Below are 24,032 nucleotides of genomic sequence, written 5' to 3' on the forward strand. Positions count from 1 at the left end.
CGGCTTCAGCAATCCAAGGTCGTGTCCCGCTCCCACTGGGTGAGGTGCTGGCAGTAGGCGTTCCACTCCTCGTTCTTCAGCTTGAGATAGCTCGGCACGAAGGGGCCCAGGGCCTCGCCGAGGATCGCGCTGCCCGACAGGGCGCGCAGGGCGTCCAGCATGTTGAGGGGCAGCCGCTTCAGGCCCTCGACCGTGTGGCCGTCGGTGTACATGTTGATGTCGAGGCGCGGGCCCGGATCCCGGTGGTTGCGGATCCCGTCGAGGCCGGCCGCCAGGATCGCCGCCTGGAGCAGGTACGGGTTGACGGCCCCGTCGGCGAGGCGGAACTCGAACCGCCCCGGCCCGGGGATGCGGATCATGTGGGTGCGGTTGTTGCCCGAGTAGGTCACCGTGTTGGGCGCCCAGGTCGCCCCCGAATTGGTCCGGGGCGCGTTGATCCGCTTGTAGGAGTTGACGCAGGGGTTGGTGATCGCCGCCAGCGCGTCGGCCGAGTGGATCAGGCCGCCGATGAAGTGGTAGCCCGTCGGCGACAGGCCGGTCGGGTCGGACGGGTCGGCGAAGACGTTCCGCCCGTCCCGCCAGAGGGAGACGTGGGCGTGGCAGCCCGAGCCGGTCAGCTCCGCGAACGGCTTGGGCATGAAGGTCGCGCGCAGGCCGTGCTTCTCGGCGATCGAGCGGGTCATGTACTTGAAGAAGGCGTGGCGATCGGCGGTGACCAAGGCGTCGTCGTAGTCCCAATTCATCTCGAACTGGCCGTTCGCGTCCTCGTGGTCGTTCTGGTAGGGGTTCCAGCCGAGGGCGAGCATCGCGTCGCAGATCTCGCTGATCACGTCGTAGCGCCGCATCAGCGCCGACTGGTCGTAGCAGGGCTTCGTCTGCCGGTCGGACATGTCGGCGGGCTCGGCGCCGTCGGCGGTGATCAGGAAGAACTCGCACTCGACGCCGGTCTTCATCGCGAGGCCGAGATCCGCCGCCTCGGCGATCAGGCGCTTCAGCAGGTTGCGGGGCGCCTGCTCGACGGGGCGCTCGTCCATGACGAGGTCGGCCGGCAGCCAGCCGACCTCGGGGCGCCAGGGCAGCTGGATCAGCGCGTCCGCGTCGGGGATCGCGAGGAGGTCGGAATCGGCCGGGCTCATGTCGAGCCAGGTGGCGAAGCCCGCGAACCCCGCGCCGTTCCGACAGGTGCTGGCGATCGCCGCGGCCGGGACCAGCTTGGCCCGCTGGGTCCCGAACAGGTCGGTGTACGAGACGAGGAAGTACTTGATGCCGCGCTCCTTGGCGGCGGTCTCGAGATCGAGCGACATCGCGTGCACCCTCACTAGGGCCGACGAGGGCCGGAACGGGGGAGGGGTCGCCCGGCGGCGGCCCCGGTCTCTCGGAGCGCGGTCGTCAGAGCGCGGCGCTCATGGCCCGGCGCTCATGGCCCGGCGCTCATGGCCCGGCGCTCATGGCCCGGCGCTCATGGCCCGGCCTTGCCGGGGATCCAGTCCGTCCCGGCGAGCGGGACCTGGGCCATGGCCGCGGCCTCGATCGTCAGGGCGACGAGGTCCTCGGGCTCCAGGTTGTGGAGGTGACTCTTGCCGCAGGCGCGGGCGATGGTCTGCGCCTCCAGGGTCATGACGGCGAGGAAGTTGGCGAGGCGCCGGCCGCCGAGCACGGGGTCGAGCCGCCGGGCGAGTTCCGGATCCTGCGTGGTGATGCCCGCCGGGTCCTTGCCCTCGTGCCAGTCGTCGTAGGCGCCCGCCGTGGTGCCGAGCGCCGCGTACTCGGCCTCCCAGCGGGGATCGTTGTCGCCGAGCGCGATCAGCGCCGCGGTGCCGATCGCCACCGCGTCGGCGCCGAGCGCCAGCACCTTGGCGACGTCGGCGCCGGAGCGGATGCCGCCGGAGACCACGAGCTGGACCTTCCGGTGCAGGCCGAGGTCCTGGAGGGCCTGCACGGCGGGCCGGATCGCCGCCAGGGTCGGGATGCCGACATGCTCGATGAACACGTCCTGCGTGGCCGCGGTGCCGCCCTGCATGCCGTCCAGCACGACGACGTCGGCGCCGGACTTCGCCGCGAGGGCGGTGTCGTAGTAGGGGCGGCTCGCCCCGACCTTCACGTAGATCGGCTTCTCCCAGTCGGTGATCTCGCGCAACTCCTCGAGCTTGATCGCGAGGTCGTCCGGACCGGTCCAGTCCGGGTGGCGGCAGGCCGAGCGCTGGTCGATGCCCGGCGGCAGGCAGCGCATCCCGGCGACTCGCTCGGTGATCTTCTGCCCGAGCAGCATGCCGCCGCCGCCGGGCTTGGCGCCCTGGCCGATCACCACCTCGATGGCGTCGGCCCGGCGCAGGTCGTCCGGGTTCATGCCGTAGCGGGAGGGCAGGTACTGGTAGACCAGCGTCTGCGAGTGGCCCCGCTCCTCCGGGGTCATGCCGCCGTCGCCCGTGGTGGTCGAGGTCCCGGCGAGGCTCGCGCCCCGGCCGAGGGCCTCCTTGGCGTTGGCCGAGAGGGAGCCGAAGCTCATGCCGGCGATGGTCACCGGGGTCTTCAGGCGGATCGGCTTCGCGGCGAAGCGGTCGCCCAGCACCACCTCGGTGCCGCACCGCTCGCGGTAGCCCTCCAGCGGGTAGCGGCTGATCGAGGCGCCGAGGAACAGCAGGTCGTCGAGATGCGGGAGCGCGCGCTTCGCGCCGGCGCCGCGGATGTCGTAGATGCCGGTCGCGGCCGCCCGGCGGATCTCCGCCATGACCTCGGGGGTGAAGGTCGCCGAGGTGCGCGGGACCGTGCGCGGGGGCGTCTCGGCCATCAGTAGGCTCCGGCGTTGTCGACGTGGAAGTGGTAGAGGCTGCGTGCGGACCCGTAGCGGCGGAACTCGCCCGGATCGACCTCGCCCGCGAGGCCCGCGGCCGCGAGCTTGGCGAAGAGCTGTTCCCGGTGCGCGTCGCCCATCGGCTTCTCGACGCAGTCGGCGCCCAGGCTCGTCACCGCGCCGCGGACATAGAGCCGGGCCTCGTAGAGCGAATCCCCCAGCGCCTCGCCGGCATCGCCCAGCACCGTCAGTGTTCCGGCCTGGGCCATGAAGGCCGACATGTGGCCGATCGACCCCTTCACGAGGATGTCGACCCCCTTCATCGAGATGCCGCAGCGCGCCCCGGCATTGCCGTCGATCAGGAGCAGGCCGCCCTGGGCGGTGGCCCCGGCCGCCTGGCTGGCGTCGCCGCGCACGTGGACGACGCCCGACATCATGTTCTCGGCGACGCCGACCCCGGCATTGCCGCCGATGACGACGGTGGCCCGCTTGTTCATGCCGGCGCAGTAGTAGCCGGCGTTGCCCTCGATCTCGACGTGGACCGGGGCGTCGAGGCCCGCCGCGATGGCGTGCCGTCCGTCCGGGTTCACGACCGTCCAGCGGGTCTCGTTCGTGTCGGGACGCAGGGCGTGGAGGGCGCGGTTCAGGGCGCGCAGCGGCTCGGCGCGCAGGTCGACGGTCGGCATCAGTGGCGCTCCCAGGCGTAGACCTTGGCGGGCTCCGGCTCGAAGACCCGGGCGGCCTCGATACCGGGCAGGCCCACGAGGGCGCGGTACTCGGAGCCGAAGGCCACGTAGGCGTCCGTCTCGGCCATGACGGCGGGCTTGCAGGCGATCGGGTCGCGCAGGACCGCGAAGCCCGTCCGGGTGCCGACCACGAAGGTGAAGAACCCATCGAGATCGGTCAGGCTCGCCTGCAGGGCCTCCTCGAGGGAGGCGCCGGCGCGCATCCGCCAGCTCAGGTAGCCGGCGGCGACCTCGGTGTCGTTGCTGGTGGCGAAGTGCACGCCCTCCCGGCGCAGCCGCCGGCGCAGGTCGTTGTGGTTGGACAGGGAGCCGTTATGGACGAGGCACTCGTCGAGCCCCGTCGAGAACGGGTGCGCCCCGTTCGTGGTCACGGCGCTCTCGGTCGCCATCCGGGTGTGGCCGATGCCGTGGCTGCCCGCCATGCCGGCGAGGTCGAAGCGGTCCGCCACCGCGGCGGGCAGGCCGACCTCCTTGTAGATCTCCATCCGCCGGCCCGCGGAGACGACGTCGATCTCCGGCGCGTGGTCCGCGAGCCAGGCGCGGACCGCGTCCGCCGCCGCCGCGTCCACGCTCAGCACCGTGTGGGTATCCCGCGCGCGCGCCGCGCAGTCCTGGCCCGTCTCGGCCTCGAGCCGGGTCACGACGGCGGCCAGCGCCCGCGCATCCGCCCCGCGCAAGGTGAGCTTCACCCCGGCGGCGGCGTCGCCGTAGACGGCGAAGCCGGCGCTGTCGGGGCCGCGATCGGTCATCGTCCCCAACATCGTGGACAGCAGCGCGCCGAGCTGCGGTTCCAGGCTCGGAGTCTTCAGGAATAGTCCGACGATCCCGCACATGACGCTGCGAACTCCGTGCCGCCTGCCGGCATACGGCTCGCACGGCGTCCCGGATTCGTCAACTGAGGATCACTAAAATTTCCTGCCGAGAAATTAGTCACCGGCTGCGGCGAGGTCGGGCAGGCGGGCGCGCCGCGTTCACTGCCGGGGATAGGCGATGATCGACAGGTAGGTCATCGGCCGCTTGATCAGCGCCTGCGGCCCGTGCAGCGCCTCGGCGTCGAACAGGAGCGCGTCGCCCGGCTTGAGGTGGTAATCCTGCCCGGCGTGGCGGTAGCTCACCTCGCCGCTCAGCATGTAGATGAACTCGATGCCCGCGTGGCGGAAGCCGGTATAGACCTCGGCATCCTCCTCCAGGGTGATGAGGTAGGGCTCGAGCACGGTCTCGCCGCGGATGCCGGCGCCGAGCAGTTCGTAGATGTGCCCGACCTTCGTGCCGCGCCGCTCGATGACGACCCCGGTGCCCTTCTTCACGTAGGAGCAGTCGCGGCTCTCCTCGAAGGCGGCGAAGAGGGTGGTGATCGGCACGTTGAGCGCCTTCGCCACCGCGTTGACCGTGGCGAGCGACGGCGAGATCTGCCCGTTCTCGATCTTCGAGACCATGCCGGGCGAGATGCCGGCCGCCGCGCTGAGATCGGCGACTGAGAGTTCCCGCTCGCGGCGCAGGGCGCGGACCTGGTGCCCGAGGGCCCGTTCCAGGCTCTTGCCGTCCTCGGTCGGCGCGTTCGAACCGGTATTCAGCATGGAAGGCCCGCGAACTGGAAGACCCCGCGGCCGGAGGCGTCCCGGCCGGTCGATCCAGGTCCATAGCCGATTGCACCGCGTTCCGCAGGCCCGCCGCGCGGGGCGGGGCGGGGCGGGGCGCGGCCGTCCCGGCCGCGCGGCCTCAGGCGCGGACGAGCTTGCCCACGACGGCGAGCAGCTGCTCGGGCTTGAACGGCTTGGTGATCCAGCCGGTCGCCCCGGCCGCCTTCGCCTGCTGCTTGATCCCCTCGTCGGATTCCGTGCTCAGGAAGAGGATCGGCACGCCCGTGCAGCTCGGCAGAGTCCGCAGCTGCTTGATCATCTCCAGCCCGTTCATCACCGGCATGTTGAGATCGGTGATGACGAGGTTGACGCTCTCGCTCCGGGCCTTCGCGAGGCCTTCGGCGCCGTCGCCGGCCTCGATCACCGTGTGGCCGGCCGGGCCGAGCACCACCTTGATCATCTGCCGGATGCTGGGCGAGTCGTCGACGGCGAGGACAGTGGCCATGACACGTATTCCGTTCTTGCGCCTGGAGTGCGCGCCTAGAGGACCGGCGCGCTGGGGAGTGCGATCGCGGCGCGCCGGAACGCGCTCTCCACCGCCGGAGGGACGTTGACCAGCGCGACGCCGGCGCCGCGCCGCCGCGCCGCCTTGTCGGCCGCGAGTACGATCTGGACGAAGGTGATGTCCGCGCGCTCGACCGCCGCGCAGTCGAGGGTGAGGTGCGCCGCGCCGGCGAGCGCCGCCGCCAGCGTGTCCTGCAGCGACCGGACGGTCCGGATGGTGCAGTCGGGAGCGAGCGTGAGGGCGGGAGCCTCGGACATGCGGGTTCGTGACCTCGACGACAGACTTGCGGGGCGACGCGCCGCCCCGTTCGAGTCAACACCGTGGCGGGTAAATTCTTCCTGAAGGTTCGGCCAATCGAGGGCGGCTGACGCGGGGGCGGGTCCAGCACAGGACGGAGGTCTGCCCTGCATTGAATAGTCTTCCTGATTTAATACTGCGATCTGCGTCTCCCGTTGCAGCCTTCGGCCGACCGATAACGCTTTCTTTAACGGCGATCCTTAGCCTCGGGCGGGCACCGACCGTCGGATTGCCGCTTGACCCGCGCGCATCGGTCGACGCCGAGAGATCCGCCCGCCGATGTCCTTCCAAGCCGCCCACGACATTCTCAGGCAGGTCCCGGGCCGGTTTCGCCGGCCCCAGATGCGTCCCGAGCTGCGACCCGATGGCCGGGGCGATGGCCGGGGCGATGGCCGGGGGGATGGCCGGGTCGAAGACCGGCCCGGATCGGGCGCGGCGCCCGGCGCCGCGATCCCGCCGGCCCCGCCCGCGGAGGCGGCCGCGTCATCCATCGAGTCCGAGCCCGCGTCGCCGCACGTCGCGATGCCGGCCGAGCCGGCACCCGCCGCGGGGGCGGCCGACCTGCTCCAGGCCTGGCTCGGCCTCTCGGCGCAGCAGCGGGCGCTGCTCGACGCCCTCGTCGCCGAGCTCGGGATCGTCTCCACCGACGTGGAGGCCAACGTCCACGGCCTGTCCAACCGCTTCCAGAACATAGCCGCCTCGACCTGCGAGCAGTCGGAGATCGTCCGGGGGCTCGTCGCCTCGGTTCAGACCGTCCAGATCGACGACAAGACCCTGCAGCTCGGCGACGTCGCCGCCGGCCTCGGCGAGACGCTCACCGCGCTGATCGAGCGGATCACCCTGATGTCGTCCCGCGGCTCGACCCTCGCCCAGGGGCTCACGGGGGTGCTCGAGGGCCTGACGTCGGTCGAGGGCAGCGTCGCGCAGATCGAGCGGATCAACCGCCAGACCAACCTCCTCGCCCTGAACGCCAAGATCGAGGCGGCCCGGGCCGGCGCCAGCGGCGCGGCCTTCGCGGTGGTCGCCGACGAGGTGCGCGGCCTCGCCACGACCATCAACGCCCTGTCGGACGTGATCAAGCAGCAGATCGGCACCATGGCGGCCGGCCTGCGCAGCAGCCACGCCCTGCTGGGCGACATCGCGGCGATCGACATGTCCGAGGAGAGCCGGACCGCCGAGACGCGCGTCCGCATGGTGATGCGGGCGCTGGTCGAGCAGAACGCGCAGGTCGCGGGCATCCTGCAGCAGACCGCCGAGACCACGCAGGCCATCACGCAGGATGTGTCGGCGGCGATCGTGGCGATGCAGTTCCAGGACCGGGCCAAGCAGCGCATCCAGAACGTCGAGGGCCTGCTGCGCTCGGCCGGAGCGGAACTCGGCCGGCTCTCCGCCGACAGCGCGGACCGCGTCGCGGCGCCGGGTGCGGCGGCCGACCCGGCCTGGATCGAGGCGGCGATCGGGAGCTGCACGCTGGGTGAGGTTCGGGCGCGCCTGACGGAGCGCCTGCTCGGCGGTGCCCCCGCCACCGCGAAGCCGGCCGCCGACGCTGCGGCCGCCGACGATCTGGACGGCATCGACCTGTTCTAGGCGCCGGCGCGCCGCGCAGCCGCGGTCCGGGCGCGGCCCGCTCCGGCCCGGCCGGCGGTCGCGCCGCGGCCGGGCCTGCCCGCGCCGGTTAGGCCGCGACCGGCCCCGGTCCGACGACCGCTCCCGATCCGATCTCCTCGCCGCCTCCCGCACGGGGCTGTCGCGGCCCGCATCCGCGCGGCTGCGCGTCGACGCGCCGTGCCGGACTCATCCGCGTGCCGGAGGCCGCGCGCCCGCGATCCTGTGATCCGTGGCTCACGCGATCGCTGTATCCGACAATCTTTTGCTTCATGGCTTGGCGAGATATACTTTGCTTCCAGGGTCGAAATCTGGCCGTTAACGGAAAATTTCGGGTCCAATCGTATACAACCGGAGAGGTCGGGCGGCGGGTGCTCGTCGTTCCCCGTCGCCGCGCGGGCGTCGCGCGCCGGGATAGTCCGTTCGACTGCCTGGTCGCGAAGGAAACGGCCCGCGTTCGGAGCTGGAATCTCGCCCCGCTCGGGATGGGGCGCTTCATTCTGTATCTGCGTGCTGTGTGCGAGGGTCCGATCGTCCCATGACTGCCCTGGATCCCGCGGAGATCTTCCGCGCCGAGGCCGCCGAGCTGCTCGCCTGCCTGGAGACGACCCTGCTCGACCTCGGCGACCGGCCCGAGGACCGGACCCTGATCGACACCGCCTTCCGCGCCCTGCACACCATCAAGGGCTCGGGCGCCATGTTCGGCTTCGAGCAGGTCGCCGCCTTCACCCACGACTTCGAGACCGCCTTCGACCGCGTCCGCCGCGGCGAGGTCCCGGTCGGCCGCGACCTCGTCAACGTCTCCCTCTCGGCCAAGGACTTCATCCGCGGCCTCATCGAGGAGCCCGAGGCCAGCGCGCCCATCATCGGCGAGGCCATCCTGGCCGAGCTCGAGCAGCTCCTCGGCGCCGCGGGCGCCGACGCGGCCCAGGCCGCTGCCGATACCGCTGCCGATACCGCCGCCGCTTCCGCCGCCGCTTCCGCCGCCGCTTCCGCCGCCCCGCCCGCCGAGGCCGGCTGGCGGATCGGCATCGCCTTCGCCCTGGACGTCCTGCGCAACGGCACCAACCCGCTCGCCCTCCTCGACGAGCTGCGCGACCTCGGCGCCTGCACGGTCGTGCCGCGGCTCGAGGCCCTGCCCGAGCTGCCCGGCCTCGATCCCGAGAGCCTCGCCCTCGGCTGGGACGTCACGCTGCGCGGGCCCGTCAGCCGCGCGGCGGTCGAGGAGGTGTTCCTGTTCGTGCGCGACGAGATGGTCCTGACCCTGGAGCCGGCCGGCCCGGCGCTGCCGGACGCCGCCCCGCCCGAGCCGGTGCCGGCCCAGGCGCGCGCCCCCGCTCCGGTCGCGGCGGAGCCGGCACCACCGGCCGCGCCCGCTGCCGCTGCCGCTGCCGCCCCGGCCGTCGCCGCCCCGCCCGTCGCCGCTGCCGCGCCGGCCGATGCCCGGGCGCCGGCGCGGCGGGCCGAGGACCGGCCGGCCAGCAGCGTGCGGGTCGAGGCCGAGCGGCTCGACGAGCTGATGGACCGGGTCGGCGAACTCGTCATCGCCCAGGCCCGCCTCGGCCAGCTCGCCGGCCTGCACGCCGATCCCGGCCTCAAGACCGTCGCGGAGGAGATCGAGCGCCTCTCGGCGCGCCTGCGCGACACCACGATGAGCATCCGCATGGTCGCCATCGGCGCCCTGTTCGGCCGCTTCCGCCGCCTCGTCCACGACCTCGCGCGCGACCTCGGCAAGCCGGTCGAGTTCGTCACCGGCGGCGAGGAGACCGAGCTCGACAAGACCGTGATCGAGCGCCTGGCCGACCCGCTCGTCCACCTGATCCGCAACGCCATCGACCACGGCATCGAGGCGCCCGCGCAGCGCGCGGCCGCCGCCAAGCCCGCCACGGGCCGGATCACGCTCACCGCCGAGCATGTCGGCGCCCAGGTGCTGGTGAGCGTGCGCGACGACGGCGCCGGGCTCGACGCGGCGCGCATCCGCGCCAAGGCCGAGGAGCGGGGCCTGTGCGCGCCCGGCGCGGTGCTGAGCGACCAGCAGATCTACCAGTTCCTGTTCGCGCCGGGCTTCTCGACCGCGCCGACGATCTCGGCGCTGTCGGGGCGCGGGGTCGGCATGGACGTGGTCAAGAAGACGATCGAGAGCCTGCGCGGCACGATCGACATCACCACCGAGCCGGGGGGCGGGACCTGCGTGGCGCTGCGCCTGCCGCTGACCCTGGCGATCATCGAGGGGCTGCTGATCCGGGTCGGCGCGGGGCGCTACGTGATCCCGCTGGCGGCGGTGGAGGAGTGCGTCGCGCTGCCCGCGGGCGAGCGCGGCGGGCGCGGGCGGGACTTCCTGAACATCCGCGGCGCGCTGGTGCCGTTCCTGCGGCTGCGCGACCTGTTCGGGGCGCCGGGCGAGCCGGAGGAGCACCAGAAGGTGATCGTGGTGTCGGCGGGCGAGGCGCGGGTCGGCCTGGTGGCGGACCAGATCATCGGCAACCACCAGACGGTGATCAAGTCGCTGTCGAAGCTGCACGCGGACGTGGCGACGTTCTCGGGGGCGACGATCCTGGGCGACGGCACGGCCGCGCTGATCGTCGATGTCGGCCGGCTCGTGGGCGGCGGCGAGCGGGCGCACGAGAGCCCGCGCGAGAGCCCGCGCGCCTACCAGGAGGTGGCGTGATGAGCGGCGGCGTGACGAGTGGCGTGATGAGCGGCGTGACGCGCGGCGTGACGCGCGGGTCTCCCGGGTCCGGGCCGCAGGCGGGCGCGCAGTCTGACGCGCAGGTGGGCGCTCAGCCTGGCGCGCGGGTGGGCGGTCCGGCGGGTCAGCGGGGCGGCCGGCAGGTGGTGATGTTCCGGATCGGCACGGAGAGCTTCGCGCTGGAGGCCGGGATGGTGCGCGAGATCATCGACCCGATCCCGGCGACCCGGGTGGCGGGGGCGTGGGCGCATGTCGACCGGATCGTGAACGTGCGCGGCAACGTCGTGCCGCTGGCCGACATCCGCGGGCGGTTCGGGATGCCGGCGGCGGCCGACAGCCCGGACACGCGCTTCCTGGTCCTGGAGGTGGCGGTGGCGGGCGATCCGGTGGTGGTCGCGCTGGTGGCCGACAAGGTGTTCGCGGTCACCGAGGTCGACCCGGCCGATTGCGAGGCGGTGCCGCCGGTCGGGACGACGTGGCGGCCCGAGTACATCCGCGCGATCGTCAAGGCGGGCGACGACTTCATCATCGTCCCCGACCTCGAGCAGATCCTCAACTGAAGTCCTGGTGCAGTCTTCTCGAAGCGTTGTGTGCGTAGGGGTGAGTACGATGCGTTTCTCGATCAAGGCCAAGCTCGGGGTCGGCTTCGGCGCGATCCTCGTCCTCCTCGGGGCCGCCAGCGGCGTCGGCTACCAGCGGCTCACCGCGGCCGACGCCACGATGAAGTACGTCCTCAGCCGCGCCGAGGTGCAGAAGCTGGTCCTCGAGGGCAAGGCGAACGCCATCCGCGCCGGGTTCAACGTCCGCGGCGCCCTGCTCAGCCCGGACGAGGCGCAGATGGCGGAGTTCGCCAAGCGCGTGACGAACAACCGGGCCGACGCCATGGCGGCCCTGGCCAAGGTGAGGCCGCTCCTCATGTCCGACGAGGGCCGGCGCCTGTTCGAGGACTTGATGGGCAAGTTCGAGAAGCAGACCGAGCTGGGGACCCGCGCCCTGGAGATGACCCGCGAGAACTCGAACGGGAAGACCTGGGCCGAGATCAATGCCGCGGGTCGCCCGGCGCTGGCCGCCCTGCGCACGGACCTCGACGCCCTGATCGTCGCGCCGGCGGACGCCCAGAACCCCGCCGCGGACCGGCTGGCGCGGGTCGCCGCGGTGTTCAAGGGCCGGGTGGAGCGGGCCTGGGGCCAGCTCACCTCCGCGACCGGGACGACGAGCGCCGAGGCGCTGCAGCAGCGCGTCGCCCTCGCCAAGCAGTCGCGCGAGGAGATCAACCGCTCCCTGGAGGAACTCGCCCCGGCGGCCCAGACGGCGGGCGTCGCCGTCGCGGGCGTCCGCGAGCGGTTCGCGACCTGGGCGGCCTCGTTCCAGCGCGCGCTGGCCGTCGTGGAGACCGGGACATCGGTGAAGGCGGCCGAGCTGGCCTCGGGTGACTACGCGAAGGTGAGCACGACCGCGATCGACGCGTTCGAGGCCCTGGCCGAGCGGCAGAAGCGCTTCATGGACGAGGCCGCGGTCCAGGCCAACGCGGAATCGGCCCAGGGTCAGACCATCCTGCTGACCGTGGCGGCGGCGGCCCTCCTCCTCGGCCTCGGCATCGCCACCTGGCTCGCCCTCTCGATCTCCCGCGGGCTCGGCCGCGCCGTGACCCTGGCCGACGCGGTGGCCATGGGCGACCTGAGCCAGACCGCGAAGGTCACCTCGAACGACGAGCTCGGCGACCTCGTCGGCGCCATGGGCCGCATGACCGAGAACCTGAACGCGACGGCCGCGCTCGCCAACGCCATCGCGCGGGGCGACCTCACGGTCGAGGCCAGGCCGCTCTCCGACAAGGACACGATGGGCCTCGCCCTGCAGACCATGCTGACGAAGCTGCGCGCCGTCGTGGCCGAGGCGAGCGCGGCGGCGAGCAACGTGTCCGCGGGGTCCCAGGAGCTGTCGGCGTCGGCCGAGCAGCTGTCGCAGGGCTCGACCGAGCAGGCGGCCTCGACCGAGGAAGCCTCGGCGTCGATGGAGGAGATGGCCGCCAACGTGAAGCAGAACGCCGAGAACGCCAGCCAGACCGAGACGATCGCCCGGCAATCGGCCCAGGACGCCGAGGCCAGCGGCGTCGCCGTCGGCCGGGCCGTGGAGGCCATGCAGACCATCGCCCAGAAGATCACCATCGTGCAGGAGATCGCCCGCCAGACTGACCTCCTGGCCCTCAACGCCGCCGTCGAGGCCGCCCGGGCCGGCGAGCACGGGCGCGGCTTCGCGGTGGTGGCCAGCGAGGTGCGCAAGCTCGCCGAGCGCAGCCAGGCGGCCGCGGCCGAGATCGGCACGCTCTCGGCCGACACCGTCAAGGCCGCCCAGCAGGCCGGCGACATGCTGGGCCGGCTCGTGCCCGACATCAAGAAGACCGCCGGCCTGGTCGAGGAGATCACCGCCGCCTGCCGGGAGCAGGATGTCGGCTCGGGCCAGATCAACCAGGCGATCCAGCAGCTCGACAAGGTCACCCAGCAGAACGCCAGCGCGTCCGAGCAGGTCTCGGCCACCTCCGAGGAGCTGGCCACCCAGGCCGAGAAGCTGCAGGCGACGATCGCCTACTTCCGCCTCGCCGAGGCGTCCGCGCCGGGCGCGCCCCTGGCGGGTGTCCCCCTGGCGGGCGTCGATCAGGCGGTGACGCGCCTGCGCGCGACCGCGGCGCGGATGGGCACGGCCTCGGCGGGCCCGGCCTCGGGCGCTTCCTCGGCGGCGATCCGCTCGCCGAGCCCGAAGCGGGCGGGCGGGCGCGGCCCGGCCGCGGGCGGCGGCTTCGCCCTCGACATGGGCGCGGGCGACGCGCAGGACGCCGCCTTCACCCGCGTCGCCTGACCCGCCGCCCGAAGCCCGGATCCGCGCGGCACCTGTCGCCGCGCGGATCCCGCCGCCGGGCCGCCGCCGCAGCCGCAGCCGCAGCCGCGCCCCGATCCATCCGGAGATCCCGCATGTCCAGTGTGTGGCAGTACCTGACCCTCGGCCTCGGGGCCGAGACCTTCGGGATCGACGTCGAGCACGTCCACGAGATCCTCGATTACCGGGTGCCGGCGGCGCTGCCGCAGGCGCCGGCCTTCCTGCTGGGGATGATCGACGTGCGCGGGCAGAGCTACCCGGTGGTCGACCTGCGGACCAAGCTCGGCCTGCCGCCGGTCGCGCGCACGCCGGCGACGCGGATCATCCTGCTCAACGTTCCGATGCCGGGCCGGGCGCTGCGGGTCGGGTTCGTGGCCGACCGGGTGATCGAGGTGACGGAACTCGACAGCGCCGAGATGGAGGCCGCGCCCGAGGTCGGCGGGCGCTGGAACGCGCGCTACATCGCGGGCATCGGCCGCCGGGGCGAGGCGTTCGTGGTCGTGTTCGACCTCGTCGCGCTCATGGACGGCGACGGCCCGGCGCTGGCCGCACCCTCGCAGGCCGCACCCTCGCAGGCCGCCTGAGGGATCCGCCACCATGGAGGCCGATCCGGGTCACCTGAGCGACCGGCACTTCCGCTCCGTCGCCGACCTCATCCAGCAGCACGTCGGCATCCAGCTCCCGCCGGCCAAGCGCACCATGGTCGAGGGCCGGCTGCGCAAGCGCATGCGCGCCCTCGATCTCCCGACCCTGGAGGCCTATGGCCGCCACCTGTTCGAGGCCGGCCATCTCGCGGACGAGTTCCCGCACCTCGTCGACTGCGTGACGACGAACAAGACCGACTTCTTCCGCGAGCCCGCGCATTTCGACCTGCTGCGCACGACGATCGTGCCGCGGCTGGCGGCGCGGGGCGACCGGCCGCTGCTCAAGGTCTGGAGCGCGGCGGCATCGACGGGGGCCGAGGCCTACACGCTGGCGATGGTCCTGCACGACATGGCCGCCGACCGGTTCCGCTACGCCATCCTCGGGACGGACATCTCGTCGGAGGTGCTCGACCGCGCCCGCACGGCGATCTACCCGGAGGAGATGCTGGCCGCCGTGCCGCCGGACCTGCGGCGGCGCTACGTGATGGTCGCGCGCGACCGGGCCCGGCGCGAGGGGCGGATCGTGCCGGAGCTGCGCGCCCGGGTGCGGTTCCAGCAGCTCAACCTGATGGACGAGGTCTACCCGATCGACCGGGACGTCGACCTCGTCTTCTGCCGCAACGTGCTGATCTACTTCGACAAGCCGACCCAGAAGGCCGTGGTCGCGCGTCTGGCCGCGCATCTGCGCCCCGGCGGCTACCTGATCGTCGGCCATTCCGAGTCCACGGCGGGCGTCGGCGTGGCGGGCCTCGACCAGGTCTCCTCCACCGTCTTCAGCAAGCTGAGGGAATCCAGCCGGTGAGCGCGTCCCGACCGATCCGCGTCCTCGTTGTCGACGACTCGGCCTCCGTCCGCCAGACCCTGTGCAGCATCCTGGAGACGGCGCCCGACATCGAGATCCTGGGAACGGCCGCCGATCCGTTCATCGCCGCCCGCCGGATCCAGGAGGAGATCCCGGACGTCATCATCCTCGATCTCGAGATGCCCCGCATGGACGGACTGACCTTCCTGCGGAAGATCATGGCGCAGAAGCCGCTCCCGGTGATCGTCTGCTCGACCCTGACCGGGGCGGGCTCCCGGATGCTGTTCGAGGTCCTGGAGGCGGGGGCCGTCGACGTGCTGCCGAAGCCGCGGGTCGACACGCGTCAGTTCCTGCTCGAGTCCACCGTCCGGGTCTGCGACGCGGTCCGGGCGGCCGCGCGGGCCAAGCTGCGCGGGAGCCGGCCGCCCCGGCAGCTGGTCGAGGCGAAGCTCTCGGCCGACGCCGTCCTGCCGCCGCCCGTCCCCGGTCGCGTGGTGGTCGAGACCGACCGGATCGTCTGCATCGGCGCGTCGACGGGTGGGACGGAGGCCCTGCGCGACGTGCTCGAGGTGCTGCCCGCCGAGTCCCCCGGCCTCGTCATCGTGCAGCACATGCCGGAGCATTTCACGGCGGCGTTCGCCAAGCGCCTGAACGGCCTCTGCGCGATCACCGTCAAGGAGGCGGAGGACGGCGATCCCGTGATGCGGGGCCGCGCCCTGATCGCCCCCGGCGGGCGTCACCTCATGGTCGAGCGCCGGGGCGGCAGCTACGCGGTGTCGGTGAAGGATGGTCCTCTCGTCGCGCGCCATCGCCCGTCGGTCGATGTCCTGTTCCGGTCGGCCGCCCGGGCGGCGGCCGCGAACGCCCTCGGCATCCTCCTGACCGGCATGGGCGACGACGGCGCCAATGGCCTGCTGGAGATGCGCCGGGCCGGAGCGCAGACGGTCGCACAGGACGAGGCGAGCTGCGTCGTGTTCGGGATGCCCAAGGAAGCGATCGACCGCGGCGCGGCCGCCAAGGTCCTGCCGCTCGAGCAGATGCACCTGGAGATCCGGCGCTTCGGCCTGTCCGCGGCGCGCTGAGGCCGGGGCCGGACTCAGGACGGGTCGCGTTGCCCGGACTGCGCCTCGGCCATCGCCCGGCGCCCGCGCGCGCGGCTGGACGGTCGAGCCGCTCCGCGACGCGTCCCGCGGGTGCCCGTCTTCACCGACCGGGCCCCGGGAGGCCCCTGGCTCCCGCCGCGCCGCGCGCCGCGCTGGACGACCTGCCCTGGGCGGTCATCCTCGTCCCGCGTTCCGGCATCCAGCAGGTCCTGAACGCCGGGCGGGTGATCGGGCACGCGGAACAGGCGGGCCAGCCCGTCGGCGACGCCCCGGAGAACGGCGTCCGCCTGCTCGTGATCTTCCTGGCCCTGTACGACGATGAAACTCATCTGCGCACCCGGATCGTTCGTTCAGATCCTAAACTCGATTCGGTGCGAGGGGTTGCCCGAGTCTGTCAGAAGTTATGCCGCGATGTCGCGACTCCGCGATTCATGGACATCATGTAATCAACCGTTGGTCGTATCGCGATGAATAATGAATGACCGTGCCGGGGTCTCGAACATGCCTCGCGGTGACTCGCGGCGTGTTTTTCAACGCAGAGTCATATCTCGTTCTGCACTGCGCGGGGTAGGGTTGTGCTGGTGCGCAACGACACGCGTCGCGCGGCGCGCCGGCGTTGCCATGACCGCGCGGCTCACGCGGCGTAGCGGCCGAGCGCCAGATCGTCGCTCGCGATCTCGGGGGCGCGGCCGGACACGAGGTCGGCGAGCAGGCGGCCCGAGCCGCAGGCCATGGTCCAGCCCAGCGTGCCGTGACCGGTGTTGGTGAACAGGTTCCCGACCCGCGTGCCCCCGACGATCGGCGTGCCGTCCGGCGTCATCGGCCGCAGGCCGGTCCAGAACGCGGCGCGGTCGAGATCGCCGCCGGCCGGGAACAGGTCCTGCACCGAGCGCGCGAGGGTCTCGCGGCGCGGCCCGCGCAGGGCGTTGCTGAAGCCGGCGAGCTCGGCGGTGCCGCCGACGCGGATGCGGTCGCCCAGCCGGGTGATCGCGACCTTGTAGGTCTCGTCCATCACCGTCGAGACCGGCGCGGCCTCCGCGTCGGTGATCGGCAGCGTCAGGGAGTAGCCCTTCACCGGGTAGACCGGCAGGGCGATCCCGAGGGGGCGCAGCAGGGCCGGCGTGTAGCTGCCCAGCGCCGCCACGTAGGCGTCCGCCCGCAGAAGCGCCCCGTCGGCGGTCTCGACCGCCGTCACCCGGTCGCCGGCGTGATGCAGCCGCGCGATCGCCGTGCCGTAGCGGAAGGTCACGCCGAGGCTCTCGCAGAGCGCGGCGAGGCGCTGTGTGAACAGGTGCGCGTCGCCGGTCTCGTCGCCCGGCAGCCGCAGGCCGCCGACGAAGACGTCGCGCACGGCGGCGAGTGCCGGCTCGGCCGCGATGCAGCCGGCCGGATCCAGCACCGTGTAGGGAACGCCGTAGGCGTCGAGGACGCGGGTGTCGTCGCCGACATGGTCGAGCTGCTTCCGCGTCCGGAAGAGCTGCAGCGTGCCCTTCTCCCGGTGATCGTAGGCGATGCCGGTCTCGGTGCGCAGGTCGCGCAGCGCGTCGCGGCTGTACTCGGCCAGCCGCACCATGCGGCCCTTGTTCCGCCGGTAGGCCTCCTCGGTGCAGTTCGCGAGCATGCGCGTGAGCCACGCGTAGAGGCGGGGCTCCAGCCGCGGCCACAGCACCAGGGGCCGGTGCCGCATCATCAGCCACCTGAGCGCCTTCACGGGGATCCCGGGCGCCGCCCAGGGGGCCGAGTAGCCCGGCGAGACCTGGCCGGCATTGGCGAAGCTGGTCTCCAGGCCGGCGCCGGGCTGGCGCTCCAGCACGGTGACCTGATGGCCGGCCCGGGCGAGGTAGTAGGCCGAGGTGACGCCGACGACGCCGCCGCCGAGGATGAGCACGTGCATGGCGGGCCTCAGGCTCCGAGATAGACGCGGTGGAAGCGGTGGCCGAGGTTGGTCAGGACCTCGTAGCCGATCGTGCCGGCCGCGGCGGCGGCGGCGTCGACGTCGCGCTCCGGCCCGACGATGTCGACGAGCGCGCCCGGGCCGAGGGTGCCGGGCGCCGCGTCGGTGACGTCGAGGACGAGGCTGTCCATCGAGACGCGCCCGACCACCGGCAGGCGAACGCCGCCGAACCACGCCGCGCCGCCCGCCGTGCTGCGGAAGAACCCGTCGGCGTAGCCGATCGCGACCGTGGCGAGGCGGCTGTCCCGGGCGACCGTGGCCGCGTGCCCGTAGCCGACCGGCGTCCCCGCCGGGACGCTGCGCGTCTGCATCACCCGGGCCCGCAGCCCGATCACCGGCCGCATCGGGTTCGGCGCGCCCTCCTGCGGGGCGATCCCGTAGAGGGCGGCGCCGGGGCGCACCAGGTCGAAGTGGAAGTCCGGACCGAGGAAGATCCCCGACGAGGCCGCGAGGCTCGCCGGCACCGCGGGCAGGCGCCGGCGGACGGCCCGGAAGACGGACAGCTGCGCCGCGTTGACCGGGCTGTCCGGCTCGCCCGCGCAGGCGAGGTGGCTCATCACCAGCCGCAGGTCGAGGCCCGCGAGGGCGTCCGGCCGGTCGAGCAGCACGCCGACTTCGTCCGGCGCGAAGCCGAAGCGGGCCATGCCGGTGTCGACCTGGAGGATCGCGGGCAGGCGCCGCGCGCGCCGCCGGGCCAGGCCCTGCCAGCCGTCGAGCTGGGAACGGTCGTTGAGGACGGGCACGAGGTCGTGGTCCGCGCAGGTCGCCTCGCTGCCCGGGGCGGCGCCGTTGAGCACGGCGATCACCGCGCCGGGTCCGAGGATCGACCGGAGCGCCACGCCCTCGCCGACCTGGGCGACGAAGAAGTGCCGGCAGCCCGCGGCGGCCAGAACCGGCGCGACCCGGTCGGCGCCGAGCCCGTAGGCGTCCGCCTTGACGACGGCCGCGCAGGTCGCGGTCCCCGCCCGGGCGGCGAGCAGGCGGTAATTCTCCGCGAGGGCCGCGAGATCGATCGTGAGGAGTGCGGAGGCCGTCCCGGCCGGGCCCGCATCGGGCCGGAGATCGCGATCGATCATGCTCATGGCGGCCCTCGGGACAGCGCTCGGATGCGATGCCGGAAGGCTACACGGAGGATCGTCGAATGAGCGTGCGTGCTGTCGAAGGCCTTTGAATTCGAAGCTTGGCTGTGCAAGTTTCTGCGGCCTCTTCGAAGATCCTGCGAGTCGCGCGTGGACGAGATCGACCGCCGCATCATCCAGACCCTGCGCGGCGACGGCCGGATCAGCAACGCGGATCTCGCCGCGGCGGTCGGCCTGTCGGCCTCGGCCTGCCACCGCCGCGTGCGGCTGCTGGAGGAATCCGGCACCATCCGGGGCTACACGGCGCTGATCGGCGGCGCGGTCGACGGGCCGGGCCTCGTGGTCCTCACCCAGTTCACCCTGGACCGCCAGACCGAGGATTACCTCAACCGGTTCGAGGCGGCCGTCCGGCGCTGTCCCGAGGTGCAGGATTGCTATCTGATGACCGGGACGGCCGATTACCTCGTGAAGCTCAAGGTGATCGACGCGGCCGATTACGAGCGGCTGCACAAGGATGTGCTGTCGCGGCTGCCGGGGGTCGCCCGGCTGCAGTCGAGCTTCGCCATCCGGACCGTCGTGGCGGCGGGCCGGCCGCTCTGAAGGAAGCCCCCGCCATGACGTCGATCGCCGAACCGCCCGCGGACGCTCCCTGCGACCTGCGCCTCCGCGACGCCGCGCTCGCCGACGGAAGCCGGGCAACCGTCGACATCCTGGGCGACCGCGTGGCGGCGCTGCGAGATCCCGGCGCGCCGCTGCCGCCCGCCGGCCGCACGATCGATCTCGGCGGCGCCCTGGTCTTGCCGGGCCTGACCGACGGGCACGTCCATCTCGACAAGTGCCTGCTCGGCCTCCCGTGGCGCCCGCACGCGGCGGCGGGGTCCGTCCGGGCGATCATCGACGACGAGAAGGCGTTCCGCCGCGCCACGCGGATCCCGCTCGCCGAGCAGGGCGCCGAGGCGCTGCTCGAACGCATGCTCCGCGGCGGCACGACCAGCCTGCGGACCCATGTCGACGTCGACGACGTCACGCGGCTCGACCACCTCGCCCAGATCCTCGAGCTCCGGGCGCGCTGGTCCGACTGCCTGCAGATCCAGATCGTCGCCTTCCCGCAGAGCGGGATCCTGGGATGCCCGCCGGTCGCCGACGACCTGGACGCCGCCCTGCGGATGGGCGCGGACCTCGTCGGCGGCCTCGACCCCGTCGGCATCGACGGCGACCGCGACGGTCACCTGGACGTCGTCTTCGCCCTGGCCGAGCGGCACGGACGGGGCATCGACATCCATCTCCACGAGGGCGGCGCGGCCGGCCTCGCCACGATCGCGGCGATCGCGGCCCGGACAGTGGCGGCCGGGCTCGGCGGGCAGGTCACGATCAGTCACGCCTTCGCCCTGGCAGAAGCCGACGACCTGGAGCTCGGCCGGATCGCCGAGGCCCTCAACCGGGCCGGGGTCGCAATCCTCAGCAGCGTGCCGGGCGGGGCCCGATGCCCGCCGATCCCGCGGCTGCGGGCGCTCGGCGTCCCGGTCTGCCTCGGTACCGACAACGTCCGCGACTGCTGGAACCCCGCCACCGTCACCAGCATGGTCGCCCGTGCCCAGCTCGCCGCCTACCGGTTCGACCTGCGCACCGACGCGGAGCTCGCGGCGCTGCTGGCGCCGATCACCGCCGTCCCGGCACAGGTGCTCGGCATCGGTCCGGGCGCGGTGGCGCCCGGCGCGCGGGCCGACCTGATCGCCTTCGCGGCCGGCGGCGTGCCACAGGTGATCGTCGAGCGCCAGGAGCCCGTGCTCGTCGTCGCACGGGGCGCCGTGGCGGTCGACCGGCGCGGCGCGGCAGACGGGAACCCGCCGCCGTGAACGACCGCGCCCTGCGCTACCTGCTGGCCGTCGTGCGCGCGGGCTCTGTCCGGGCGGCCGCCGAGGTGCTGAACGTCGCCGCCTCGGCGGTGAGCCGGCAGATCATCGAACTCGAGGCGCAGGTCGGCGAGACCCTGCTCGAGCGCCTGCCCCGGGGTGTCGTCCCCACCGAGGCCGGCCGTCTGGTCGCCGCGCACGCGCAGCGGCAGGCCGACGAGGCGGCGCTGCTGGAGGACCAGCTGAAGCGCCTGCGCGGGGTGCAGCGGGGCACGGTCAGCCTGCGCTGCGGCGCCGGCTTCCTGATCGACCTCCTCGACAATGCACTCGCCGGGTTCGCGCAGGACCATCCGGGCATCGCCTATCAGGTCGAGATCGGCACCACCGACGGGATCCTCGCGGCCATAGCCCGGGGGGACGCGGATATCGGCCTCGTCTACAACCCGCCCGCGCATCCGGATGTCCGCGGAATCGTCACCGCCCGGCAGCCGCTGCTCGCCATCCTGCCGAAAAACCATCCCCTCGCGGATGGATCGGCGCCGGTTCCGCTGCGCAGCTTCGCCACCGAGCCCGCCGCCCTCCTGCCGCCCGACCACGGGGTGCGCCAGCTGATCGGCCGCGTCGAGGCGGATGGCGGCTTCCGGCTGGTGCCGCGGCTGGAGACGGCGTCCTTCGAGCTGCATCGCCGCTTCGTCATGGCCGCGATGGGCGTCGCCTTCCTGCCCCGCTTCGTGGTCGCGGCCGAGCTGCGGGCCGACCTCCTCGACGCTGTGCCGCTGCGCGACAGCATCCTGTCCGAGGCGACCGCCCACCTCGTCATCCGGGCCGGGCGACGGCTGCCCGAGGGCGCGGCGCGCCTGCTAGGCTGGCTGGCCGACCACATGGTGGCGTTCCGTCCGCCACCGGCCTGACCCTACCGTGCTGGATTTCCGCACGTTACGTGCAAAAATCCATGATTGTAGCAACGCTCGTTTGCCGAGATCATCCTCCCGCACGGTGAGGACGGATCGGTATGACCATCGCAACGGTAGGGGTCGTCGGGCTCGGCAATATGGGTCTGGGCATGGCCGCGACCCTGGCCCGCAAGGGCTTCGCGGTCCTCGGCTACGACATCGACGCGGGCCGGCGCCCCGCTGCCGAGGCGGCCGGCGTCACCACCCTCGACGCCCTCAACGACGTGCTCCGCCGGGCCGACGCCCTGGTGTTCTCGCTGCCGCTGGCGCGGGACGTGGAGGCGGTGGTCACCGCGGAGGGCGGCCTCCTGTCCCGGACCGACCGGAAGGTCGTGGTGATCGACACCTCGACCTCGGATCCCGGCACGACACGGCGCCTCGCCGAGCGCCTCGCCGCGGCCGGTCACGCGCTCCTCGACGCCCCGGTGAGCGGCGGCCCGTCCGGCGCCGCCGAGGGCACCCTGACCATGATGATCGGCGGAGCGGAGGCGGATTACGAACTGGCCCGTCCGGTCCTGGAAGCCATGTCGGCCCGCGCCCCGCATGTCGGGCCGTCCGGCGCCGGCAACATCGTCAAGCTCGTCAACAACCTGCTGGTGGCGGCTCATCTCGTGACCACCGGCGAGGCCCTGCGCCTGTCCGAGGCGGCGGGCCTCTCGGCCGAGGAGGCCGTCAAGGTCGTGAACACCGCGACCGGCCGCAGCGCGATCAGCGAGGTCATGGTCCCGCGCTGGGTCCAGTCCGGCACCTTCGACAGCGGCTTCTCGGCCGGCCTGATGCGCAAGGACGTGCGCCTCGCCCTCGAACTCGCCGCCGCGTGCGGGATCGACCTGCCGCTCTCCGCCGAGGTGAAGCGGATCTGGCAGGCGACGCAGGCCGCCATCCCCGACGCGGCCGACTTCACCCGCATGGCCGATTACCGCGATCCCAAGGGAGCCCACTGATGTCCGGCACGCCGCACTCGCCCGCCGCCGATCGGGTCGCCGCCCTCCTGGCCGACCTGCTGCCGGGCGGCCGCATCGGCAGCGTCGTGGCCGGCGAGATCCTCGCCGGGACCGGCGCCGCCCTCGATCTCACCAACCCCGCCGACGGCGGCGTGCTCGCGACCTTCGCCGATGCCGGCCCGTCGGTCGTCGAGGCCGCCATGGCGGCGGCCCGCGACGCCCAGCGCGCGTGGTGGGGCATGAGCGCCGCCGCCCGCGGCCGCGCGCTGTGGGCGGTCGCCGCCCTGGTCCGGCAGCACGCCGGCGCGCTCGCCGAGCTGGAGACCCTCTCGGCCGGCAAGCCGATCCGCGACACCCGCGGCGAGGTCGCCAAGGTCGCCGAGATGTTCGAGTACTACGCCGGCTGGTGCGACAAGCTCCACGGCGACGTCATCCCGGTCCCGACCTCGCACCTGAACTACACCCGCCACGAGCCGTTCGGCACCGTGGTGCAGATCACCCCCTGGAACGCCCCGATCTTCACCGCGGGCTGGCAGATCGCGCCGGCGCTCTGCGCCGGCAACGCCGTGGTGCTGAAGCCCTCCGAGCTGACGCCCCTGACCTCGCTGGCGCTGGGCCTGCTCTGCGACCGGGCCGAGGGGATGCCGCGCGGCCTCGTCTCGGTGCTGGCGGGCGCCGGCCCGACCACCGGCGCCGCCGCGGTGGCCCATCCCGAGACCCGGCTGGTCGTGTTCGTCGGCTCGGCCGAGGCCGGTGCGCAGATCGCCGCCGCGGCGGCCCGCGCCATCGTGCCGAGCGTGCTGGAGCTCGGCGGCAAGTCGGCCAACATCGTGTTCGCCGACGCCGATCTCGACCGGGCGCTGATCGGCGCGCAGGCCGCGATCTTCGGCGGCGCCGGGCAGAGCTGCGTGGCCGGCTCCCGGCTCCTCGTGCACCGCTCGATCCACGCGTCCTTCGTCGAGCGCCTGTCCCACGCCGCCGCGCGCATCCCGGTGGGCGCGCCGACCGACCCGGCGACGCAGATCGGCCCGATCAACAACCGGCGCCAGCGGGACAAGATCGCCGCCATGGTCGAGGCCGCCGCGGGGGCGGGGGCGACGATCGCGGCGGGTGGGGCCTGCCCCGCCGCCTTACGCGACACGGGCGGCTTCTACTACGGCCCGACCATCGTGGACGGCGTCGCGCCGGACGCCGCGATCGCCCGGGAGGAGGTGTTCGGCCCGGTCCTGGCGGTCCTGCCGTTCGACGGCGAGGACGAGGCGGTCGCGCTGGCCAACGGCACGCCCTACGGCCTCGCCGGCGCGGTCTGGACCGGCGACGGCGGGCGCGGCCACCGGGTCGCGGCGGCGCTCCGGGCGGGCACCGTCTGGGTCAACGGCTACAAGACCATCAACGTGGCCTCGCCCTTCGGCGGCTTCGGCCGCTCGGGCTTCGGCCGCTCCTCGGGCCGCGAGGCGCTGATGGCCTACACCCAGACCAAGAGCGTCTGGGTCGAGACCGCCGCCGCGCCGGCCGTGACCTTCGGCTACGTGGGCTGAGCCCGACGCCGGGCGGAC

Annotated in this window: 22 protein-coding genes; 12 read left to right on the forward strand and 10 right to left on the reverse strand. The window is 73.2% G+C overall.

Translation table 11 applies throughout. From position 1 onward, the window contains the following. Nucleotides 1-5 precede the first annotated feature (5 nt). The 7 genes from glnT to J3A75_RS30595 form a co-directional block, all read right to left on the reverse strand. Nucleotides 6-1,304 (reverse strand): type III glutamate--ammonia ligase, encoded by a 1,299-nt coding sequence (glnT, locus tag J3A75_RS30565; protein ID WP_012321718.1) that lies wholly within the window; start codon nucleotides 1,302-1,304, stop codon nucleotides 6-8. Between the two features lie 155 nt (nucleotides 1,305-1,459). Then, nucleotides 1,460-2,788 (reverse strand): FMN-binding glutamate synthase family protein, encoded by a 1,329-nt coding sequence (locus tag J3A75_RS30570; RefSeq protein ID WP_209650882.1) that lies wholly within the window; start codon nucleotides 2,786-2,788, stop codon nucleotides 1,460-1,462. Continuing rightward, entirely contained in the window at nucleotides 2,788-3,477 is a 690-nt protein-coding gene (locus tag J3A75_RS30575; RefSeq protein ID WP_012321720.1) for a protein glxC, read from the reverse strand. Before J3A75_RS30575 ends, J3A75_RS30570 begins: the two co-directional genes overlap by 1 nt. Continuing rightward, a complete protein-coding gene (locus J3A75_RS30580) occupies nucleotides 3,477-4,370 on the reverse strand; it encodes a class II glutamine amidotransferase (protein WP_012321721.1) in 894 nt (297 codons plus the stop codon). Before J3A75_RS30580 ends, J3A75_RS30575 begins: the two co-directional genes overlap by 1 nt. 138 nt (nucleotides 4,371-4,508) lie before the next feature. Continuing rightward, nucleotides 4,509-5,114 carry a helix-turn-helix domain-containing protein gene (locus J3A75_RS30585; RefSeq protein ID WP_012321722.1) on the reverse strand — a complete coding sequence of 202 codons (606 nt, stop codon included), beginning with the start codon at nucleotides 5,112-5,114 and terminating at the stop codon, nucleotides 4,509-4,511. Between the two features lie 142 nt (nucleotides 5,115-5,256). Further along, nucleotides 5,257-5,622: a response regulator gene (locus J3A75_RS30590; protein ID WP_024828568.1), complete on the reverse strand. Its 366-nt coding sequence runs from the start codon at nucleotides 5,620-5,622 to the stop codon at nucleotides 5,257-5,259. Nucleotides 5,623-5,657: 35 nt separating this feature from the next. After that, nucleotides 5,658-5,939, reverse strand: coding sequence for an STAS domain-containing protein (locus tag J3A75_RS30595; RefSeq protein WP_012321724.1), 282 nt, complete (start codon nucleotides 5,937-5,939; stop codon nucleotides 5,658-5,660). Nucleotides 5,940-6,501: 562 nt separating this feature from the next. On the opposite strand from J3A75_RS30595, the gene J3A75_RS30600 reads away from it, so the two are divergent. From J3A75_RS30600 to J3A75_RS30630, 7 genes are all read left to right on the forward strand, one after another. Further along, nucleotides 6,502-7,566, forward strand: coding sequence for a methyl-accepting chemotaxis protein (locus tag J3A75_RS30600; RefSeq protein WP_245364384.1), 1,065 nt, complete (start codon nucleotides 6,502-6,504; stop codon nucleotides 7,564-7,566). Between the two features lie 556 nt (nucleotides 7,567-8,122). Beyond that, nucleotides 8,123-10,252, forward strand: coding sequence for a chemotaxis protein CheA (locus tag J3A75_RS30605; protein WP_209650884.1), 2,130 nt, complete (start codon nucleotides 8,123-8,125; stop codon nucleotides 10,250-10,252). After that, nucleotides 10,252-10,833 carry a chemotaxis protein CheW gene (locus J3A75_RS30610; protein ID WP_209650885.1) on the forward strand — a complete coding sequence of 194 codons (582 nt, stop codon included), beginning with the start codon at nucleotides 10,252-10,254 and terminating at the stop codon, nucleotides 10,831-10,833. Before J3A75_RS30605 ends, J3A75_RS30610 begins: the two co-directional genes overlap by 1 nt. A 49-nt stretch (nucleotides 10,834-10,882) precedes the next feature. Next, entirely contained in the window at nucleotides 10,883-13,126 is a 2,244-nt protein-coding gene (locus J3A75_RS30615; RefSeq protein WP_071000220.1) for a methyl-accepting chemotaxis protein, read from the forward strand. 113 nt (nucleotides 13,127-13,239) lie between these two features. Beyond that, complete coding sequence (locus J3A75_RS30620) at nucleotides 13,240-13,728, forward strand: chemotaxis protein CheW (protein WP_058607681.1); 489 nt, start codon at nucleotides 13,240-13,242, stop codon at nucleotides 13,726-13,728. A gap of 13 nt (nucleotides 13,729-13,741) precedes the next feature. Beyond that, nucleotides 13,742-14,590, forward strand: coding sequence for a protein-glutamate O-methyltransferase CheR (locus tag J3A75_RS30625; RefSeq protein ID WP_209650886.1), 849 nt, complete (start codon nucleotides 13,742-13,744; stop codon nucleotides 14,588-14,590). After that, a complete protein-coding gene (locus J3A75_RS30630) occupies nucleotides 14,587-15,672 on the forward strand; it encodes a chemotaxis response regulator protein-glutamate methylesterase (RefSeq protein WP_012321731.1) in 1,086 nt (361 codons plus the stop codon). Before J3A75_RS30625 ends, J3A75_RS30630 begins: the two co-directional genes overlap by 4 nt. A gap of 14 nt (nucleotides 15,673-15,686) precedes the next feature. Here the strand turns inward: J3A75_RS30630 and J3A75_RS30635 are convergent, their stop codons facing one another. From J3A75_RS30635 to alr, 3 genes are all read right to left on the reverse strand, one after another. Beyond that, complete coding sequence (locus tag J3A75_RS30635) at nucleotides 15,687-16,022, reverse strand: hypothetical protein (RefSeq protein ID WP_063110502.1); 336 nt, start codon at nucleotides 16,020-16,022, stop codon at nucleotides 15,687-15,689. A gap of 305 nt (nucleotides 16,023-16,327) precedes the next feature. Further along, nucleotides 16,328-17,587 (reverse strand): D-amino acid dehydrogenase, encoded by a 1,260-nt coding sequence (locus J3A75_RS30640; RefSeq protein ID WP_071000221.1) that lies wholly within the window; start codon nucleotides 17,585-17,587, stop codon nucleotides 16,328-16,330. A gap of 8 nt (nucleotides 17,588-17,595) precedes the next feature. After that, on the reverse strand, nucleotides 17,596-18,729 hold the full coding sequence (gene alr, locus J3A75_RS30645; protein ID WP_083374413.1) for an alanine racemase: 1,134 nt from the start codon (nucleotides 18,727-18,729) through the stop codon (nucleotides 17,596-17,598). Between the two features lie 147 nt (nucleotides 18,730-18,876). On the opposite strand from alr, the gene J3A75_RS30650 reads away from it, so the two are divergent. The 5 genes from J3A75_RS30650 (at nucleotide 18,877) to J3A75_RS30670 (ending at nucleotide 24,014) form a co-directional block, all read left to right on the forward strand. Beyond that, nucleotides 18,877-19,326 (forward strand): Lrp/AsnC family transcriptional regulator, encoded by a 450-nt coding sequence (locus tag J3A75_RS30650; protein WP_012321734.1) that lies wholly within the window; start codon nucleotides 18,877-18,879, stop codon nucleotides 19,324-19,326. A 14-nt stretch (nucleotides 19,327-19,340) separates the two neighbouring features. Next, the gene (locus J3A75_RS30655) at nucleotides 19,341-20,582 is read left to right on the forward strand and encodes an amidohydrolase (RefSeq protein ID WP_071000222.1); all 1,242 of its coding nucleotides are present in this window, start codon (nucleotides 19,341-19,343) and stop codon (nucleotides 20,580-20,582) included. Beyond that, nucleotides 20,579-21,490 carry a LysR family transcriptional regulator gene (locus J3A75_RS30660; protein WP_012321736.1) on the forward strand — a complete coding sequence of 304 codons (912 nt, stop codon included), beginning with the start codon at nucleotides 20,579-20,581 and terminating at the stop codon, nucleotides 21,488-21,490. The genes J3A75_RS30655 and J3A75_RS30660 overlap by 4 nt, the downstream gene beginning before the upstream one ends. Nucleotides 21,491-21,591: 101 nt before the next feature. Continuing rightward, nucleotides 21,592-22,476, forward strand: a complete 885-nt coding sequence (locus J3A75_RS30665; protein WP_071000223.1) for an NAD(P)-dependent oxidoreductase — start codon at nucleotides 21,592-21,594, stop codon at nucleotides 22,474-22,476. After that, a complete protein-coding gene (locus tag J3A75_RS30670; protein WP_209650887.1) occupies nucleotides 22,476-24,014 on the forward strand; it encodes an aldehyde dehydrogenase family protein in 1,539 nt (512 codons plus the stop codon). The genes J3A75_RS30665 and J3A75_RS30670 overlap by 1 nt, the downstream gene beginning before the upstream one ends. Nucleotides 24,015-24,032: the final 18 nt, after the last annotated feature.

The organism is Methylobacterium sp. PvP105 (genome assembly GCF_017876975.1).
In the GTDB taxonomy this organism is placed as follows: Bacteria; Pseudomonadota; Alphaproteobacteria; order Rhizobiales; family Beijerinckiaceae; genus Methylobacterium; species Methylobacterium radiotolerans.